Genomic DNA, 19,460 nt, shown 5'->3' on the forward strand with positions numbered 1-19,460 from the left:
TATCTGCATCATACGCCCTCATGCCGCCAGGCGTGGCAAATTCCCCGAGTCGCAAGCGGAATATTCGGTGAGGGGTCAAAAGGGCAAATGGCGCGATTTTCCCAACTCACATCTAGCCCAAATGCAAGATGAACATTTGTAAAACTCCTACGTACCTTATCGGGAATTGACCTATCCTGTTGAGCCGTACGCTGGTCCATAAGTCCGCGGAAAGGAATTGAATCATGACCAAACTCTATCAGCGTGAAGGCGCGTACATTCCGCGCGTGGCGGCCGTGCACGACATGTGCGGTTACGGCAAGTGCTCACTCGGCGTGGCGATCCCCGTGCTCAGTGCGGCGGGCGTCGACGTCTGCCCGGTGCCCACGGCCCTCTTTAGCGCCCACACCAAGTTCCCCGTCTTCCACATGCACGACACCACCGACATGCTCGAGGCCTACCTCGACGCCTGGCGCGAGGAGAACGTGGAGCTCGACGGCGTGTATTCGGGCTTCCTTGGCTCGGCCGAGCAGGTCGCCGTCATCCAGCGCCTGTACCGCGAGTACCCGAACGCCCTGCGCATCGTCGACCCCGTCATGGGCGACGGTGGCGTGAAGTACCCCACCTACACCGACGAGTTGTGCAAGGCCATGGCCGCGCTCGTCGACGGTGCCGACGTCCTCACACCCAACCTCACCGAGGCGTCCATCCTCACGGGCATCCCCTACGAGGGTCAGGACGTCTCCATTGAGTTCGTGCAGAAAAACGCCAGCGCCCTACTCGACATGGGCGCCAAGACCGTCGTCATCAAGGGCGTCGTGCACGAGGGCGAGCCCATCATCCGCAACTACATCGCGAGCGCAGCCGACGGCGGCGCCGTGGAGGAGGTCTCCAGTGAGCTTCTCCCCTACATGCTCCATGGCACGGGTGACCTGTTCGCCAGCGCGCTAACCGCCGCCATCTACACCGGCCGTACCACGCGCGAGGCCGTTGAGTTCGCGGGCGACCTCGTCCGCGACGCCATGCGTGTGACCGTTGAGCAGCCCGATTTCGAGATGCGCGGCGTCTCCTTCGAGCCCACCCTCGGCAAGGTCGCAGCTCTGCTGGGCTAAGCCCGCGTGCGCCGCACCCGCGGTGCACCCCTGGGTGTGCCAAAGGGGCACGTCCCCAATTGGCACGCCAAATGCCCCGGACCGGACTGGCACGGCCGACGCCGCGGCCCGCTCCCTACTCCGCCAACAGGGCGTCTTTGTCGCGCAGGGTGAGTTCCTCGTCGATCTCGCTCTGCGTGGCGCCGGGGTTCTCCGTGAGCGAGCTCACCGAATTCACCTGCTCCTGAATAGCCTCGGCAAGGTCGTCATCCATACCGATGATCTTGAGCTCCCAGTCGATGTTCGTCGGCGTGCTCGACTGCGACTTGGTCCACACAAACGTGAGCATCGCGCGACGCGTTCCACGCGCGGGAACAAAGCCGAACAGGCTATCGTGCTGATACGCGCCTTTGCTATCCACAAGCGCGTACACGTTGTAGACAACACGGTTGATCTTATCGTTGAGCAGCGCGTTGGTCGCCAAGGCGCTCGCCTGAATCTGCGAGTTCGACAGAATCTCAAGCTCGTTGCGCGAATCCGTGTCCACCACGGAGACCTCGACCGCTCCGGTCTTCTCGCTCGCCTCATCCACCGTGAAATCGTCGGGAAACTGCGTGAAGCCGTTACCCCACTCCACGCCCGATTCCATTGCGTGCGAGACCGTGTCGACGTTGGTGCGCTCGGACAGGTTCGCCGTGTTCAGGCGCCTGCTCACGCCGTACACGATCTGCATGCCCATCACAAACACGAATACGCCCAGGATAACCGCAATGGCGGTGCGGGAAATCGCCTTACTTACCTGCGAGCCCGACGGATCTTGCTCTGACAGCGGGTCGATTTTGCCGGCACGCGCCTGCGAGCGCTCGTGGTCGGCGGCATCGCGCTCAGCTTCCGCGGCCTCGCCCGCCGTCCGTCGCGCGAGCAGCCGACGCTTGAGCCTCCCCTCGCGCGCTGCTGCTCGATTGGGATCGAGTACGCCAGAGGAATCGAGTTCGGAAAAAAGCTCCTCCGCCTCGTCGGGTGTCATATTGTGCTTGCTGCTCATCGCCTACCTCACGTCGCGCGCCCGCGTGCCCTCAAACTGCATCCGATAGTAACGGGCATACGTACCGCCGCGCGCGAGAAGCTCGTCGTGCGTGCCGCGCTCCACAACGCGACCATGCTCAACCGTCGCGATTTCATCCGCGTTTTTAATGGTGGAGAGACGGTGCGCGATGATGATCGTGGTGCGGTCGGCAGCAAGGCGCTCGAGAGATTCCTGAACGGCCTCCTCGCTCTCGTTGTCGAGGGCAGAGGTCGCCTCGTCCAAGATTAGGATCGCGGGGTTCTTGAGGAACACGCGCGCAATGGCCACGCGCTGCTTCTGGCCTCCGGAAAGGCGACTGCCGCGCTCTCCCACCAGCGTGTCGTATCCCTCAGGCAAGCTGGCAATGAAATCATGGATGTTCGCTTTACGCGCCGCGTCCTCGATCTCCTTGTCCGTCGCGCCCGGGCGGCCGTAGGCGATGTTCTCGCGCAGCGTGCCGTCGAACAGATAGACGTCCTGCTGCACCAAACCGATGGCGCGGCGCAGGCTCTTTTGCGTCACCGAGCGCACGTCCTGGCCGTCAATGGAAATCGATCCGGACGTCACATCGTAAAAACGCGGAAGCAGCGAACACGTGGTGGACTTACCGCCACCGGAGGGCCCCACGAGCGCGATCGTCTCGCCCGGGCGAATGCTGAGGCTCATGTGGTCGATGACCGGTCGCTCGCGCTCGGCGCCGTCCTCTCCGATCTCGGCGTCGGGGTAGGAGAAGCAGACGTCGCGATACTCGATGGCGCCCTGGCGTACCTGCAGCTCGGTAGCACCGGGCCTATCCTGGATGTCGGGGGCTGTCTGCAGCACTTCGTCCATGCGGTGGAAACCTGCGGCGGCCTTCTGGAAGTTCTCCGTGGAGTTCACGAGCGTCTCGATGGGTGTGGCGAACAGCGAGATGTACAGCGCGAACGTCGCCATGTCGACGGCCGTCATCTGCCCCTGAGCCACCAGATAGCCGCCGAGCACCACGATGGTCACGTACAGCACGCCAGTCATGAGCGCGCTGGTGGCCTGGTAACTTCCCATCACGTGGTACTGCGCGACCTTGGAGTCGAGATAACGGTCGTTGGAGGCGCGGAACTTGGCGCGCTCCGTTTCCTCGTTGGCAAACGACTTCACCACGCGCATCCCGGCGAGCGAGTCTTGGAGCTGCGCATTCACGTCGGAAATGCGATGGCGGTTGTCGGCGAACACGGCGCGCATATGGAAGTTCTGGCGCACCATGATCACAACGAACACGGCGGTGATGAGTGCCATCGCGCCCGCCAGCACCGGAGAAATGGTGAAGAGGATCACGAAGGCGCCGATGATCTCGATACCGCAGATGATGATCCACTCGGGCACGTGGTGCGCCGCCTCGCAGATGTCGAACAGGTCGTTGACCACGCGGCTCATCATGTCGCCGGAGTTGTGGGCGTCGAAATAGGCGAAGCTGAATCGCTCGTACTGGTCGAACAGCTCCTCGCGCATACGCGACTCCATGCGGGCGCCCATGATGTGGCCCTGCGCCGACACGAAGTACCGGCACGCGCAGCGAATCGCGTAGAGAATGATGAGGCCAGCGGCGATATACCCCAGCGCGCCCATAATGGCGGCCTGCCCCTCGGTGAACAGCCCGTTGGTCAGGCCGCGCAGGATGCTCGGAAACGCCAAGTCAATGCCAGCAAGCACCAGTGCACACAGCGTGTCCGCAATAAAAAGCCCCTTCTCGGGCCCATAATAGGAAAGAAACCGTTTGAACATAGGCAAAGCCCTCAACAAACCCTTCACTCTAGCAAACCCGACCGTCCCACGGGCGCTCTCCCCCGCGCCGCAATCTCGCCGAGCAGGTCAACGCAGGTGGCGGGGGAGGGTTTTTGCGCCTGGGCGATTCCGCAGGAACGAGGACCAGCCCAGGTGTAAATACCCTCCCCCGCCGCCGGCCAGCTACAGCCGATGCGAGATCGCGTCGCAGGCGAGCGCGCCCACGACGGTCTTTGCGTCCTCGATCTTGCCGTCGAGCACCGCATCGATGAGCTCCGCAAGCGGCACCAGGTCCACGTTCACGAACTCGTCGTCATCCGGGTGCGCGCCGGCAAACGTGAGTCCCGTGGCCATGTAGATGTGAATGACCTCATCGCAAAAGCCGGGCGTGGTCGCAATCGTGGTGAGGTACTGAATGCGCGATGCCTTAAAGCCTGTTTCTTCAAGCAGCTCGCGCTTTGCGCATTCGATCGGGTCCTCGCCCGGATCGAGCTTTCCGGCGGGTATCTCAACCGTCACGCGATCAATCGCCGTGCGATACTGACGCACCAGCACAATCTTGCCGCTTGAGGTGAGCGCAACCACGGCGGAGGCACCCGGATGCCGAACCAGATCGCGACCAGCGATGCGCCCGTTCGGCAGCTCGACCTGAGCGCTGCGCACATCGAGGAACTTGCCCTTCCAGGCCTGCTCCTCCGAGAGGATGCGCTCGTGCAGCCCAGCATCGCGCGGATCGTCGTCGCCGAGCACCAAGGCGGGCTCGGTCTGCTCCATCTCGTTAGCCTCCGCTTCAACGACCTCGGCTTCGAACTCCTCGTTCCGCCCTTCGTCCATCATCGTCATCCTCCTACTTGCATCTTTGAAATGAGAGGTAGGAATGTCGAAAAAACGTCGAAATTTGACGCCGATTTTCGACATTCCTACCCTCTTCGTCCCATGAGAGCGGTCAGCGCAAAGTACGGCGACCCTATGCGTCCCAGGCGTCGCGGCCGCGCAGGGCGCGCAGACCGATGTCGTGACGAAGCGTCTTGCCCTCGAAGTCGATCTTATCGCAGGCAGCGTACGCCAAGTCGCGGGCGGCCTCAAAGGTGTCGCCCAACGCCGTCACGTCGAGCACGCGGCCGCCCGAGGTCACGAGCTCGCCGGCGTCGGTCATGGCGGTGCCGGCGTGGTACACGGTCACGTTCTCCATGGCCTCGGCATCCTCGATACCGGTGATGGCCTTGCCCTTTTCGTACGAACCGGGGTAGCCGGCGCTCGTGAGAACCACGGAGACGGCCCACTCGTCGCGCCACTCAAGCTCGATCTCATCCAAACGACGCTCGGCGCAGGCCAGCATGACCTCGACCAGGTCGCTCTTAAGGCGCGGCATGAGGACCTCAGTCTCGGGGTCGCCAAAGCGCGCGTTGTACTCGATCACCTTGGGGCCCTGGGGCGTGAGCATGAAGCCGCCGTACAGGCAGCCACGATAGTCGATGCCCTCACGCTGCGTGGCGGCGATGGTCTCCTCGAGGATGCGGCACATCTCGGCATGCTCCTCGGGCGTCACGATCGGCACCGGGCTGTACACGCCCATGCCGCCGGTATTGGGGCCCAAATCGCCCTCGAGGGCGCGCTTGTGGTCCTGCGAGGTGGCCATGGGGCGAACCGTCTTGCCGTCGGTGAAGGCCAGCAACGTGCACTCGGGGCCGGTGAGCATCTCCTCAATGACCACGGTGCTGCCCGCGTCGCCAAAGGCGCCGTCGAAGCATCCGTGCACGGCGTTCAGCGCCTCGTCGAGTGTGAGCGCCACCACGACGCCCTTGCCTGCCGCAAGGCCATCGGCCTTCACGACCACCGGGGCGCCCTGCTCGCGCACGTACGCAAGTGCCTCATCCTCGCTGGTAAAGGAGCCGTACGCCGCTGTGGGAATGCCGGCGCGGGCCATGAGCTCCTTGGAGAAGCGCTTGGAGCCCTCAAGCTGAGCACCCTCGGCACCCGGGCCAAAGCACGGGATGCCAGCTGCGCGCACCGCGTCGGCGACGCCCACCACGAGCGGAGCCTCGGGGCCAATGACGACCAAGCCGCAGCCGGTCTCGCGGGCGAAGTCCGCCACGGCGGCGGGGTCCTCGGCATCAAGCGCCACGTTCTCGCCCACGGCAAGCGTTCCGCCATTGCCCGGGGCGATGTACAGGGTGCCGCAAAGCGGGGACTCGGCAAGCTTCGCCGCCAGGGCGTGCTCGCGACCGCCGCTGCCGAGCAGCAGGATGTCGATAGTGTTCTCGGTTGCGCTCATGCGTCCTCCTTATGCACGAACGGGCCCCAAACGGAGCCCGCTCAAAATTAACTCAACCAGAGATGTATCTCAGGTCCGAGGTAACGGGCTTTCCAGGTGCCGAAGATCGGGGTGAACGAGGAGGGAGCACGCCTAGCGTGCGGCGACCGACGAGTGAACCCCGAGCTTCGGGTGGCTGGGAAGTCCGTTACCAGTCGCGGACGATGGTCTGTTCACGATCCGGGCCCACGGCAACGAACGAGATCTTGCAGCCGGCGAGCTTCTCGATGTAGGCCACATAATCCCGCGCTGCTTGGGGCAGCTCATCGAACGTACGGCATCCGGTGATGTCGCACTTCCAACCGGGCAGCTCCTCATACACCGGCACGGCGCTCGCGAACGCGGCGGCGTGCTCGGGTACGCTCGTGTAACGAACGCCGTCGCAGTCGTAGGCCACGCAGACCTTGATGGTGTCGAACTCGGACAGCACATCGAGCTTGGTGAGGGCGATGTCGGTCAGGCCGTTCACACGCGTGGCATAGCGGGCAATCACGCCGTCGAACCAGCCGCAACGACGGCGGCGGCCGGTGGTCACGCCGTACTCGTAGCCGACCTCGGTAAGAGTGCGGCCCTCTTGGCTCGTCTCATAGTCGAGCTCGGTGGGCATGGGGCCGGAGCCCACGCGGGTGATGTATGCCTTCATGATACCCAGCACGCGGTCGATGTTCTTCATGCCCACGCCGGAGCCCGTCACGGCACCACCAGCGGTGCAGTTGGACGAGGTCACAAACGGGTACGTGCCGTGGTCGATATCGAGCAGCGTGGCCTGCGCGCCCTCGAACAGAATGGTCTTGCCCTGCTCGACCAGATCGTTGAGCAACAGTCCCGTCTCGCAGATGTAGGGACGCAGGCGCTCGGCCATGGGGAGGTAGGTCTCGGAAATCTGGTCAACCGTGTAGGTGGGCAGGTTGAAGATGCGCTCGAGCTGAGGATTCACGCGGTCGAGAACCGCGGACAGCCTGGACCGGAACGTCTCCTCGTCCAGCAGGTCCTGCATACGGATGCCGATGCGCGCCATCTTGTCCTGATAGCACGGGCCGATACCGCGCTTGGTGGTCCCGATGCTGTTCTTGCCGAGCAGCTCCTCGTACGCGCCGTCGAGGTCGATGTGATAGGGCATGATCACGTGCGCGTTGCCGGAGACCTTGAGGTTGGCGGTGGAGATGCCATCGCCCTCGAACATGTCGATCTCCTCAAGCAGGACCGCGGGGTTCACCACGCAGCCATTGCCGATGACCGAAATGCATTCGGGATACATGATGCCCGAGGGAACCTGGTGAAGGCCGTACTTCTTATCGCCCACCACGATGGTGTGACCGGCGTTGTTGCCGCCCTGATAGCGAACGACGCAATCGAACTCGGGAGCGATCAAGTCGCAGATCTTGCCCTTGCCCTCGTCGCCCCACTGGGTTCCCACCAACACTGTTGACGGCATGACTACTCCTCATTCCGTGCGCGCGGAGGCTTGATCCGCACGAGTCGTCTTGTACGCCGGGGGTTTATCCGGCACGGCCGGGCAAAATCGACCCAGCGTTCCCATTATAGGCGTACTACGGCCCCGCGCCGCCAGCGATGCGGCACGGGACCTCATTCCACCATTACTCAATAGGGCTAGACACGCCCCCTGCCGGCGAACACGCTGCGACACGTCTGCGACAAAATGTCGCAGACGTGGGGGGGTTGGGCTGAACGCGCATTACTCGGCGGCGTGTTCGTCAATCTCGTAGAACTTCGTGGAAGCGGGCAGGAACATCAGGTCCACATCTCCGATGGGGCCCGAACGGTTCTTCGCCACGATCACGCGCGTGATGCCAAAGTCCGGGCGGTCTTCTCGCTCTGCCTCGCTCTCGGTGCTCGAGCGGTCCAACAGCATGACGATGTCGGCGTCCTGCTCGATGGAGCCCGATTCACGCAGGTCGCTCATTTGCGGGCGCTTGCCCGTACGTCCCTCGAGCGAACGGTTGAGCTGGGAGAGCATGATCACGGGGACGCCGAGCTCCTTGGCCATGATCTTGAGGCCACGACTCATCTCGGAGACCTCGACGGCGCGGTTGCCGTTGTAGTTCTTGCCCGCCGGAGGATTCACCAGCTGCAGGTAGTCCAGGATGATGACGGCCCGCTCCTTGTTGTGGAGCATACGGCGCGCCTTGGCGCGGATCTCGGTGACCGTGGTGCCCGGCGTGTCGTCAATGAGGATATCGAGGCGGCTGAGCTCGCCGATCGCCTCGTTGATGTTCGCCCACTCCTCGGGCGAGATGCGGCCGGTACGAAAGTTCGACATGTTGACCATGGCCTGAGCGCAAATGAAGCGCTGCGCGATTTCCTTGCCGCTCATCTCCAGGGAGAAGAAGCCGACCGTGTAGCCATCGGCGGCGGCGTTGAGTGCCAAGTTGAGTGCGAACGAGGTCTTACCGACTGCCGGGCGGGCACCCAGGACCACGAGCTGGCCCTCGCGCAGGCCCATGAGCATGCGGTCGAGGCTGGGATATCCGGTGGGGGCGCCATGGACGTCGCCGCCCGCGCGCGCGACCTCCTCGGCCTCCTGATACGCCTCGGTCATGAAGTCCGTGAGACCCTTGTACGAGCTCTTGACCTCGCGCTCGGTGACCGAGAGCAGCATGGACTCGGCGCGCTCGATGACCTCCTTGGTGTCGAGCGGAGAATCGTAGGCGAGCGCGCTGATCTGATTGGTCGCGCCAATGATCTCGCGCAGCATGGCATCGCGACGCACGATCTCGGCATGATGCTGCCAGTGCGCAAGCGCGAGCGTGTTGCCCATGAGTTCGAGGATATAGGCCTCGCCGCCCACCGATTCAAGCTTGTCGATGGAGCGCAGATAGTCGATGAGCGAGATGGAGTCGATGGGCATGCTGCTCTCGTACATGCCGGACATCGCCGTGAAGATCGTCTTGTGCGAGGGACGGTAGAAGTCATCGGGGAGCAGCTCGACGAGGGCCTCCTCGACAACCTCGCCCGAGAGCATCATGGCGGCTAAGACGTTGCCTTCGGCCTCTATGTTGTTGGGCAACCCCTTAAGGGCTCCCAAATCGGCAGAACCGGTCTGCGACCATCCGTCGCTCACGATCTCCACGCGCGCTCCTTCCCCACATTCTTCACGCAGGCACCCAAGGTGAGGCCCGCAATATGGCTGGACAACCAATGGTAGGGTATCCCCACGATTCCGAAAAGCACAATCCCAGCTCAAGTCAAGCGTTTTGTGGGGACAGAGCGCACTCCACAGACGGATGTTGAAAAGTCGGCTTCTCCATCTGGGCGCGCATGGGTTATCAACGTTTTCCACATTTTTGTACGATGACCCGTGATGGTTTTCCACAGATGCAGTTCTGACCTGCAGTTTTCAACGTTTTACCAGCTAGAGAAGGTTTCTTTGCATACAGCTTATATGATGATTCGGTGAACACGCAGGTAAAGGCCACTTTTTGAGTATGTTCGCTGGTAGAGGGCTTGCAACCTTGAAGTGGTACTTGAACTTGAGCCCAGCCCCTTCCAACTGGGACTTTTTCACATGTTCGCACGCCAAGACACAGGCCCTGTGGATTTCTCTCAAGTTTTCCCACGGAAGCGACAGCAAAAAGGACCCCGCACAACGATGCGGGGTCCCAAGGGAATAGGGTTCGTAATGTCCCTATGCTGCAACCTGCAGCTTGAACTACCTCCGGTGCTTAGCAAGCGCGAGGCCAGCAGCGGCAATGCCGATGCCCACGATCGCGATGCCGCCCACCATCAGGAGCGTAGAGTCGCCCGTGCCGGGAAGGCCCGTACCAGGCTTGGAGGGCTCGGTGGTTCCAGAGCCGGGCTTCGAGGGGTCGTCCGGATTGGTGCTTCCGGCCTTCTCCCACTGCGCCACGAGCGTGATGTCACCTGTAACGGCAGCAGAGAAGTCGTAGACCTTGCCGTTGAGCGTCCAACCCTTAAAGACGTAGCCCGCGCGGATCGGGTCGTTCGGCTTGGTAACCGCCTTGCCATCGACAACGGTAACGGACTCGGGCGCCACGCCCTCGTAGCCGTAGTCGAAGGTCACCGTGTGCTCCTGCTGGGACTCGGGCTTAGCGAGCTCCAGCGCGTCGATGGCCTTCTGCAGCGCATCACACGCGGCGTCGAACTCACCATAGGTGGTCTCAAACGTGCCCGCCTCGATCTCGGCGCGGACCTTGGCCGCAAACTCCTCGGCGGATTTCAGCGCGGTCTCAAGTTGCGCCACCGAATCGGCAGTGTAGCTGTCCTTGTTCTCAAGGGCGGTCTTTGCCTGGGCGATGATCGCATCGAGCTTCTCGATGCCAAACGGATCGCCCAGCGTCTGCTGCTCGGGACCCATGACCTCAAGCTCAACGACGTGGTTCGTATTACCGGTATGGCCAGGGCGCGTGTTGCCGTTCATGTACACGCGCACGTACCGCGCCTTCGTTCCACGGGCGACGTCGAACGATTTGCCCTCGGCGGTCTCGGCGTACGCCTCGTCTTCACCCTTGCCAAAGCCGTTCTTGTTGTCGGCATCGGAGTTGTAGACGATCGTGTCGTCCGCGTCGAACGTCTCGTCCTCGGAAAGGACGATGGTGGTGTTGGGATACGTGCGGCCGTCGCTGTAGAAGCGGACCAGGTTGATGCCCGTCACGTCCTCAATGGCCCCCAGATCGACCTGGAGATACGAGCTCTCAGCGCGGTCGTCATGGCCGAACTCGCCATACATGGCGCTCGAGCCCTTCTCGCCATCGACCGCCATGCTCGCAGGACGATCGGGGTTGTTCTCGGCGGCGGAATCATCCGCGGTCCAGTGCGCGGAGGCGTTCTTGCCCTTTGCGTGGTTCACGAACTCGGGCTCGCCCAGGCCGGGAACCAGCTTGGCACGGGCGGCGCGCAGTGCGTCATAGGCAGCCTGCTGGGCAGCGGTGTCGCCACTCTTCAAGGCCTCCTCGGCCTGCTCAAGCAGAGCATCCATGTTCGCCGCGGCCCAGGACTCGGCGGTCACCTTGTCCTTGAGGGCGCGGGTCTCGGCAATAAGGTCCTCGAGCGGAGAGGCCGGAACCTCGTCGTAGCCCAGTGCGCGGTCGTACACCTTGTAATCGGTCGCGGCGGCATCGACCTTGATCTCGCCCGCCTTGATGCTGTAACCAGCGGTCTTCTCGACATCGTAGCCGTTGCCGGAAATCTCGCCGTTCACGTACAACTTGAGCATACCGTTGTTCTCACGGGCACCGCTGATGGTCGTGATGCCGGAGACGGTGCTTTCGGACGTGGCGGTCACACCGTTAACGGTGAAGTAGGCCTTGCCTTCGGCATCGATACCGAGCGCCCACTGATCGCCCTGGGAGAGCAGGACGGTATCCGCTGCGGCGTCCTTGACGGTCGCCACAACGGTAAAGCCATTCGGACCCTCCACGGAACCAGCGGCACGCGTCCCTGTGAGGATGAGGCCGTCGGCATGGAAGGTACGAACAATGGAGCCCTCAAACGTGTTGCCGGCAGAATCGGCACCGGCAATCGCCTTGATCTCGACCGCCGCGCCGTTGGCGGGAGCGGCAGGCAGGGTGATGTCAAAGGTCTTGAGGTCGGCGTAGGCGGTGATGGCGTCCTCGGCCAGCTCCACCTTCTTACCGTCGATCAGCACCTCGAGCTGGGTATTGTACACGTGCTCGGAAGCCTGAACGCGCAGCGTCGTATTGCCCTCGTTGTACAGGCGCTCAAAGGTAGGCGCCGTTGTGTCACCACCCTTGGAGAGGTGCCAAATCTGGGTCTCGCCGGGCTTCAGGGTCACGGAGACCTTCTGGCCCTTGGCGATGGTCCTGGGTGCCTCGGCAGCGCTCTTGCCACCCTGGGTGTACACGTGGTCGCGCACGACCTGATAGGTGCCATCCTCGGTGCAGCCAATGCCGGCGTCGAGGGTGAACTCGATGGTGCGCTCGGCGTTAGCCGGGTTGCGCATGGAGATGATGCCCTCGTTGCCCGCGGTGTTGAAACCTGAGAAGCCGTAGGCCTCCTGCGTACCGGGCGTGTTGACCGTGGGATTGCTCGTCAAGCCAGCGTTCGACGCGGGGTCGCCGCCGATCCACTTGGCGTTGCGGAGCATGTCGAAGTTGCCCTCTTCCCATGCGAGGAAGTCGGCGTTGATGAGGTACTTCTCGTCGTTGAAGAGCGAGTCGGAGTAGTAGAGCTCCCAGAAGGCGGTGCCGCGCGTGCCCTGCATGAACAGGTAATTACGGAACTGCTCGCCGTCCATGGAGTCGGCGGTGATGCCGGTGCCCTCTTTACCGTAGATCGGATCGTGGTTGTAGAGGTTTGCGAGCGGGAACTGGAACTGGTTGGAGTTGATGAACTCGTAGTAGCAGGCGTCACGGTACGTGAGCATGATGTTCATCTTGTCGTTGCCCGCGCCGCCGTGGACCTCGCCGCGGTCGCCCACGCACTGGATCCACACGGAGTTGGACCACTGCAGGAACCACGGGCTGGGGTTGACGTAGCAGGTGAGCGAGATCCACAGATCCTCGATCTGCTCGGTGCTGGCGGTCTCCCACACCTTGTCGAACAGGACGATCCACTTCTCCCACAGGTCGGTGGCGTGGAAGTACCCGTTGGGACCACCGTACATATGCTGGTGAGCCTCGTCATAGCCCACGGCGCTCTCGCCCGAGGCAAAGGCGCCGTACTGGGCGCTGTCGGCAAAGCCGTCCCACTTCCAGTAGTTGACGCCGTAATCTTCCATCCACGTAACGGCCATGTCGGTGAAGTTGGTCACGTAGCGCTGGTCGGCCACGTCGATGGAGCCGCCGGCAGAGGAGCCCTTACCCGCATCCTGGATGATCGAGGCAAGGTTGCCGTAGTAGTTGTAGCCGCCGCGCGGGCCGATCCAAACACCAAAGTTGGAGCCGAGCTTGCGCACCAAGTTCGAAGACGGGGTCAGACCGTCGGGGAACTTGTTATTGAACTGCCAGAAACCGGTGTTGTTGACGCCGTACTTGCCGTCAACCGAGCCGTTCCTGCGCAGATCGTCGCCCGTGGTGTACTGCGTCTCGTTCTTGCGGTACTGGTTCCAGCCATCGTCGACCACGTAGGACTCGAGCGGGCGCACGCCGGTCTCGGAGAGCTGCTTATCCACGGCCTTGAACGACTCGATGATGTTCTCGTCGTCGATGAACATCATGTTGTCGAACCAGGAGTTGTACTGGATGCGGAACTCACTCGGCTTGGAGATGCTCGTGATGTAGGCGTAGAAGTCGGACTGGACAACGTTCATGTCGGAGCCGTTCGAGTGGGTGGCACCGCAGACCGTCTGCCACGAGACGTACTTTCCGTCCGTGGTGAGCTGGTTGTCGCGCTTGAAATCGGCGAAGTTCTTGCCCGTCCAATAGCGGGTGCGGCCCAGGCTGTCGGCAATCTGCGTGTCGGTCTCGGGGAACTCCGAGCCCATGAACAGGCCGTTCACGTAGATGGGCTGGCCGAGCGTCGCCTTGGCAGCGTCCATCTGCACGACGCCGGACTCCTTGGGGACCGTCCACATGGTGTCATCGCTCGACGTGACGATGTGCTCGCCGTCGATGAAGTTGATGCGAGCCGTTTCGTCCTCAAGCTTGACCTCGAGGAACTTGCGCATGAAGTGGTCGCCGTCGTACATGACGACCTTCTCCACCACGGTGCCGTCGGCGGAGCCGAACTGGGCGGCGTCAAAGGTGAAGGCGATCATCTTGCCGGGCTTGTCCGTGGTATCGGAAATCGCCACGTCCTTGAGTTTGAGCTTGCTGGCGGCAAAGCCCGAACCCTCGCCCTTGGGAACGGAGGTGAACTTCTCGGCGAACAAGTCGAGCTCAGATCCGGAGACAAAGTTGCCGTTCGCGCCCTGCGTCACGCGGAAGCCCACATAGCGACCGCTCTGTGCCTCATCGAGACCAAAGTAGATCATCTTGGACGTGTTGCCATCGTAGGCACCGGCGTAGTCGACCGTAAAGGAGCCCTTCTTGCTGGTCTCCTTATAAAGGTCGCTCTTGCTGTCCGCAACGTACAGCTCGAACTTCTGCACATTGCCGTTCGAGGTGGCGCTGCCCGGACGACCGGCGTAACCGACGGTCTGGAAGGCGGACTTGGCACCCTCGCCGCGATCGATGGTGATGTCCACGGGCATCTGGTTCGTAGTGCCCGTGCCATCGTTGTTGTAGCGAGAGTGGAAGTAGGTGCCAACGTTGCCGTCGAACAGCGCGGCGACACCGCCGCCGTCACCGTTCTGCACCGAGCTCGCCTCGGCAGACCACGAGGTGGTGGCACTGGCGGTGACCACACTCTTGCCAGCGGCGTCCTTGGCGTCGAACTCAGCGACGTTGATCGCGGTGTTGATTTTGTTAGCATCCCAGTGATGGGACTCAGTCGCCGTGAGGCGAAGCGCCGTGGTGGTAACGGCCTTGTTCAGCTGAACCGCAGTCTTGCCAGTAGCGTTGAACTCGCCCCGCGCAGCCTCAGTCCAAGCGTCGCCCTGCTTATACTCAAGGACGTACTTCTTGATACGACCGGTGCAGCCCCAGTTGGTTCCGCTTACGCGCGGCGTGTATTCAAAGGACGCGACAGTCTTCGCACCGTCAAAGTTGATGATTATCGACTGCCCGCCCTTGGTGTCTTCGGAGCACCAGTAGGTGGCAGGATCGCCGTCAATCGCGTTTGCGGCGGCGTTCCCCGCCTCGTCCATAGTCGACGAAACCTCGACGGTCGCCGTCGCGGGCGCCTTCCCAGCGGGTTTGACACTCGTCAGCGCCTCACTTGGCTCCACGCGAGAACTCTCAACGAGCTGCTCGATATAGAACTCCTCGGAGCCCTCCTGAGGCGTGAATTTCGATTTTCCAAGCTTGTTGTTTATTTCGGTGGTCTTGAGGACACCGTCCTTGATGGACCACGTACGCGATATCGCATCGTTTCCCATTGTGACGGTATCACCGGTTTTATTGGCGATTACGCTACCGTAACCCGCCGCCATTGCCTGCGCCGGAGCAGAAAAACTGAGCACGCCAGCTACTGCAAAAGCGGCAACTGTCGCAAATCTGCTCTTCCTCATCCGCACCCCCCTTTCCTCACTTGCGGACCATCTGCACAGTCCGCCCCCAATTAAACAGATTGACCATATCCCAAGCGGGTAAGTGGTTTAGATACGAGGGGGGGGGCACCGCCAACGGCCGATTATCATCGGCAAACGGTCAGTACTGGTTACAACCAGAAGATACCTTCCACATTTTTATCAGGTCTTATTCAGACTGGTATTTGTGGTACCTACCAATCTTTCCGTCATGAGCGCAGACTGAAAACACGCTGAACACCGCTGTTGACTGATTCCCGCGCAGGCCCAAGCCGCACACACCGGCACGCGCCCCGATGGCACGCGTGCCTTGAGTCCGGCAGTGACCCCTCGAGCGCCATCGGGGCGCCAGTGGATCACGTCCTCATTTGGCGCGCCCGCATCGGCCCAACAGCAAAATGGGGTCCCGCGCTTGGCACGGGACCCCATTCGAGTCGCTATATGCTATGCGTGCGGCACGTGCTACTCGGCGGCAGCCTCGGTCTCAACCTCGGCAGTCTCCTCGGCAACAACCTCAGCCTCGGCCTCGTCAGCCTCGGCCTCCTCAACGCCCACGAGGACGATGATGGAGGTGCGGATCTCGCGGTAAATGGAGATGGACACCTCGTGAGCGCCGGCAACCTTAATCGGCTTACCGAGCTCGATGCGCTTGCGGTCGACCTCGACGTCCAGCTGGGCCTTGATCGCGTCGGCGATCATGGCGGCGGTGACGGAACCGAAGAGGATGCCCTCCTCGCCGACCTTGGCATCGACGAGGACCTTCTGGCCCTCGAGCTTGGCCTTGAGAGCCTCAGCATCGGCAAGACGGACGGCTTCGCGCTTCTCGATATTCTTGCGGCGCTCCTCGAGCTGCTTGAGGTTACCCTTGGTAGCAGCAACGGCGAGCTTCTGCGGAATCAGGTAGTTCTCGGCATAACCCTGAGCGACGTCGATGATGTCGCCCTCGCCGCCCTTGCCCTTGATCTCGTCAAGCAGAACAACTTTCATGGGTACCCTCCCTACTTCTTCTCGCGAGGACCGCGGGTGGACACCACGGGCACGGCGTACGGCAGGAGAGCCATCTCGCGGGCGCGCTTGATGGCGTTCGCGATGTCGTGCTGATGCTGCGTGCAGGCGCCAGTGACGCGGCGCGGCTTGATCTTGCCGCGGTCGGTCATGTACTTGCGGAGGAGCTGAGTATCCTTGTAGTCGATATACTCAGTGCCCTCCTTACAGAACTGGCAGTACTTGCGACGCGGCTGACGGGCAGAATAATCATTAGCCATGTCTCAATACCTTTCGTGAACGACGGCTCGGCTTATGCCGTGCCGTCAACTACAAATCACCCCTAGAACGGGATGTCCTCATCGTAGACGTCGACCGCAGGGGGAACCGGAGCCGCCATGGGCGCCGGAGCCTGCTGCGGAGCGGACGCAGGAGCGTAGCCGCCCTGCTGACCGTAGGACGGGGCAGGCGCATAACCACCCGCATCGCCCTGCTGACCGCGGGACATGAACTCGATCTCATCGACGATGACCTCGAGCTTGCTGCGGCGCTGACCGTCACGCTCCCAAGAGCTGTAACGGAGCTTGCCCTCGATCGCGACCTTCGACCCCTTCGAGAGATAGCGCTTCACGGCCTCCGCGCGGGTGCCGAACATCGTGCAGTCCACGAAGTTCGGGTAGTCCTCCCACTCGCCCGTCTGAGGATTCCGGCGACGGTCGTTGACGGCCACGCCGAAGCTCAGGACCTGCGTGCCGCCAGAAGTAACGCGCAACTCGGGATCGCGGGTAAGATTACCGGAAATGTTGACTCGGTTGATGCTCATACGTGTTCACTACCTCTCATGCGGCGCATATGGGTGCCGCATCCATACAAATGACCTACTCCTGGTCGTCGCGACGGACGATCATGTGGCGGATCACGGCGTCGGTAATACGAAGCACGCGATCGAGCTCCGCGATGGAAGCCGGGTCTGCATGGAAGTTGATGAGGGTGTAGTCACCTTCGGTGAGCTTGTCGATCTCGTAAGCGAGCTTGCGCTTGCCCCACTCGTCGACGTTGTCAACCTTACCATTGCCCTCGGCGATCGTGGTGTCGATGCGCTTCATCACGGCGAGACGAGTCTCGGGATCGAGGTTGGGGTTAACGAAGAACAGCAGTTCATAAGCCTTCATGTGGTCACCTCCTCTGGACAAACGGCTTCGGGTCGTGAAGGTGCGCCCGAAGCAGGAAAAGACGTGCTAACTATAGCCGAGTCTGCACATCTTGCAAGGTGCCCCATCATCCACCCCATGACCTCCACAAATGCAAGAGCCTCTGCCCCGGCGCTCGCGTGTGTGATCCGCCATGGCACCAGCATGCCACGCCATCCCGACACAATTCTGCGTTTTGCAGCGCAAGCCCTGACCGCCCTTTCCGCATCATCCGACACGACCCACGCCCTCGCAGGTCATCGGCACGTCGACCCCGCCATGCAATGGCCCCCGTACGTGGGTTCTCCTCAGAACTACCACGCACGGGGGCTCACGTCGTCTTCACACGATGCACACAAGGTACCGGGTCTTTTCCGGACCTTATTTGTCCTCGGCCTCATCATCCGAGGTAATGGGGCCCAAAAGGATAGGCTCCTTAGAATCCTCCGCGCTCCCCTGCTCGGACTCGCCCGAGGAGTCGGTGCAACTTGCCGCATCGCTGGACGGGCAAGAGCCCTCCTCCGCGTCCAAGGGAACAACCGGATCGACGGGAATATCGGCATCCTCCGACAAGGGCGTAACCGGGTCAGCCTGCGGGGTCGACGGCTCTACAGGCGATGCGGCGGGCTCCTGCGCCGCATGGGCAGACGGCTCGGCGGGAACGGACGTGGACGGCTCGGTAACGAAATCGGTATTCGTCGCGCCTGCAGGGGTGACGGGGGGAACGGGAGCGGACTGCACGCCAGACGCGTAGCCATCCCGATGCGGCACGTCAGCAGGCAACGGATCGCCCGAAACACCCCAGCGGTCCACGTCAAAGCGGCAGAACCACTGTCCCATCGCGTTCATCGAAACCAGGCTCATTGCGGTGCTGATCACTCCGCCAATAAACGTGAGGGCGATGACGCACAGCAAGAACAGCAGCAGCGGACCAGCGCCGATCTGCAGCAGCCGTTCGAGAATGAAATGCCAACCGCTCATATAGGACCCCGAGATGCCCATGAATGCGGTGGCGCTCATGAGGCTGCCCACGGCAACCAGACCGCAAACAAGCGTGACGATGAACGCATAGGCGCCCGAGATAAGCCCACCTATGAACACGACGCCAAACGTATGTAGAAATCCGCCGAAATCGCGGCCGATCATCTGGAAGAGGCGGTCGAGACGCCAACCCGCGGAAAAGCTGTCGTACAACGTGGAACGAAGCGACGCCGCCTGCAAAAACGAACCCATAAGACCACTCGCGAAGATGGTGAACAACGAGAACGTCGCACCGGACGTTACGGCGAGCATCGTGCTCACCGCGTTGCCGCCCGTCAGGCCGGAGACGAGCAGATACAAAGATCCGGGGAACACGACCTGCAAAATCAGTGCCACCACGATTCCCATCGAAATCGTGACCAAAAACGCACGGCCGCCGGTGGAGAGCACCTTGCCGTAATCGACCCCGCGCTGCTTGGGTGCCGAGTCTACACCCCAAGCGGTGAGACGTGCCCATTCCATTCCATAGCCGAGCAGGGCAATCTGCCCCAAAATGGGAATCCAGCCCACCAGCGTCAGCACCAGGACCGGCTTAAGCCAGCCCTTATCGCGCGTGAGCATATGCCATGAGGATACAAATCCCAGGTTTCGTGCGTTCATCCTGCCTCATCTCCATGTTGGAAATCTTTTTCAAGATGCAGTGTATCCCGATGAACGCCCCCTGTACACGCGCGTGCACGGGATTAAGCAGGGCTTAAGACGAGCGCAAGTCAACCGTAAGGATCCTCGCGGGTTCGAATCCATGCAAGGTAAACGAAAAAGCGAGCCGCGCGGGCTCGCCTCTGTTTCGAAAATGGCGGAGGAGGAGGGATTCGCCGGGCGCTCCGCGCCCTCCCCTCGCTGCGCGCCTACGGCGCTTGCGGGCTACGCTGGAAAACGCTGCCGCGTTTCCTCAGCTCCGCCCCCTCACGGGTTCGAATCCACGCAGGGGATACGAAAAAGCGAGCCGCACGGGCTCGCCTCTGTTTCG

General features: G+C 62.0%; 13 protein-coding genes. 1 reads left to right on the forward strand and 12 read right to left on the reverse strand.

Features of this window, described 5'->3' with window-relative positions; translation table 11 throughout:
- Positions 1–224 precede the first annotated feature (224 nt).
- Entirely contained in the window at positions 225–1,091 is an 867-nt protein-coding gene (locus ACT8II_RS02120) for a bifunctional hydroxymethylpyrimidine kinase/phosphomethylpyrimidine kinase (RefSeq protein ID WP_118652159.1), read from the forward strand.
- A gap of 115 nt (positions 1,092–1,206) precedes the next feature.
- Here the strand turns inward: ACT8II_RS02120 and ACT8II_RS02125 are convergent, their stop codons facing one another.
- The 12 genes from ACT8II_RS02125 to ACT8II_RS02180 form a co-directional block, all read right to left on the reverse strand.
- Entirely contained in the window at positions 1,207–2,115 is a 909-nt protein-coding gene (locus ACT8II_RS02125) for a hypothetical protein (protein ID WP_118652156.1), read from the reverse strand.
- 3 nt (positions 2,116–2,118) lie between these two features.
- Positions 2,119–3,894 carry an ABC transporter ATP-binding protein gene (locus ACT8II_RS02130; protein ID WP_118652154.1) on the reverse strand — a complete coding sequence of 592 codons (1,776 nt, stop codon included), beginning with the start codon at positions 3,892–3,894 and terminating at the stop codon, positions 2,119–2,121.
- Positions 3,895–4,077: 183 nt separating this feature from the next.
- The gene (locus tag ACT8II_RS02135; RefSeq protein ID WP_369834756.1) at positions 4,078–4,737 is read right to left on the reverse strand and encodes an NUDIX domain-containing protein; all 660 of its coding nucleotides are present in this window, start codon (positions 4,735–4,737) and stop codon (positions 4,078–4,080) included.
- Between the two features lie 124 nt (positions 4,738–4,861).
- The gene (gene purD, locus ACT8II_RS02140) at positions 4,862–6,169 is read right to left on the reverse strand and encodes a phosphoribosylamine--glycine ligase (RefSeq protein WP_118652152.1); all 1,308 of its coding nucleotides are present in this window, start codon (positions 6,167–6,169) and stop codon (positions 4,862–4,864) included.
- Between the two features lie 187 nt (positions 6,170–6,356).
- Complete coding sequence (locus ACT8II_RS02145) at positions 6,357–7,643, reverse strand: adenylosuccinate synthase (protein ID WP_118652150.1); 1,287 nt, start codon at positions 7,641–7,643, stop codon at positions 6,357–6,359.
- A 261-nt stretch (positions 7,644–7,904) separates the two neighbouring features.
- Entirely contained in the window at positions 7,905–9,299 is a 1,395-nt protein-coding gene (dnaB, locus tag ACT8II_RS02150; RefSeq protein WP_199588915.1) for a replicative DNA helicase, read from the reverse strand.
- A 579-nt stretch (positions 9,300–9,878) separates the two neighbouring features.
- Positions 9,879–15,257 carry a discoidin domain-containing protein gene (locus ACT8II_RS02155; protein ID WP_443812902.1) on the reverse strand — a complete coding sequence of 1,793 codons (5,379 nt, stop codon included), beginning with the start codon at positions 15,255–15,257 and terminating at the stop codon, positions 9,879–9,881.
- Positions 15,258–15,737: 480 nt separating this feature from the next.
- Positions 15,738–16,262 carry a 50S ribosomal protein L9 gene (rplI, locus tag ACT8II_RS02160; protein WP_118654073.1) on the reverse strand — a complete coding sequence of 175 codons (525 nt, stop codon included), beginning with the start codon at positions 16,260–16,262 and terminating at the stop codon, positions 15,738–15,740.
- Positions 16,263–16,273: 11 nt separating this feature from the next.
- Positions 16,274–16,540, reverse strand: coding sequence for a 30S ribosomal protein S18 (rpsR, locus tag ACT8II_RS02165; RefSeq protein WP_006721901.1), 267 nt, complete (start codon positions 16,538–16,540; stop codon positions 16,274–16,276).
- A 62-nt stretch (positions 16,541–16,602) separates the two neighbouring features.
- Positions 16,603–17,082, reverse strand: coding sequence for a single-stranded DNA-binding protein (locus ACT8II_RS02170; protein ID WP_118654072.1), 480 nt, complete (start codon positions 17,080–17,082; stop codon positions 16,603–16,605).
- A 55-nt stretch (positions 17,083–17,137) separates the two neighbouring features.
- Positions 17,138–17,431, reverse strand: coding sequence for a 30S ribosomal protein S6 (rpsF, locus tag ACT8II_RS02175; RefSeq protein ID WP_118654071.1), 294 nt, complete (start codon positions 17,429–17,431; stop codon positions 17,138–17,140).
- Positions 17,432–17,830: 399 nt separating this feature from the next.
- Positions 17,831–19,090, reverse strand: a complete 1,260-nt coding sequence (locus ACT8II_RS02180; protein ID WP_118654070.1) for a DUF4013 domain-containing protein — start codon at positions 19,088–19,090, stop codon at positions 17,831–17,833.
- Positions 19,091–19,460: the final 370 nt, after the last annotated feature.

The organism is Collinsella sp., from assembly GCF_052346665.1.
Classification (GTDB): domain Bacteria; phylum Actinomycetota; class Coriobacteriia; order Coriobacteriales; family Coriobacteriaceae; genus Collinsella.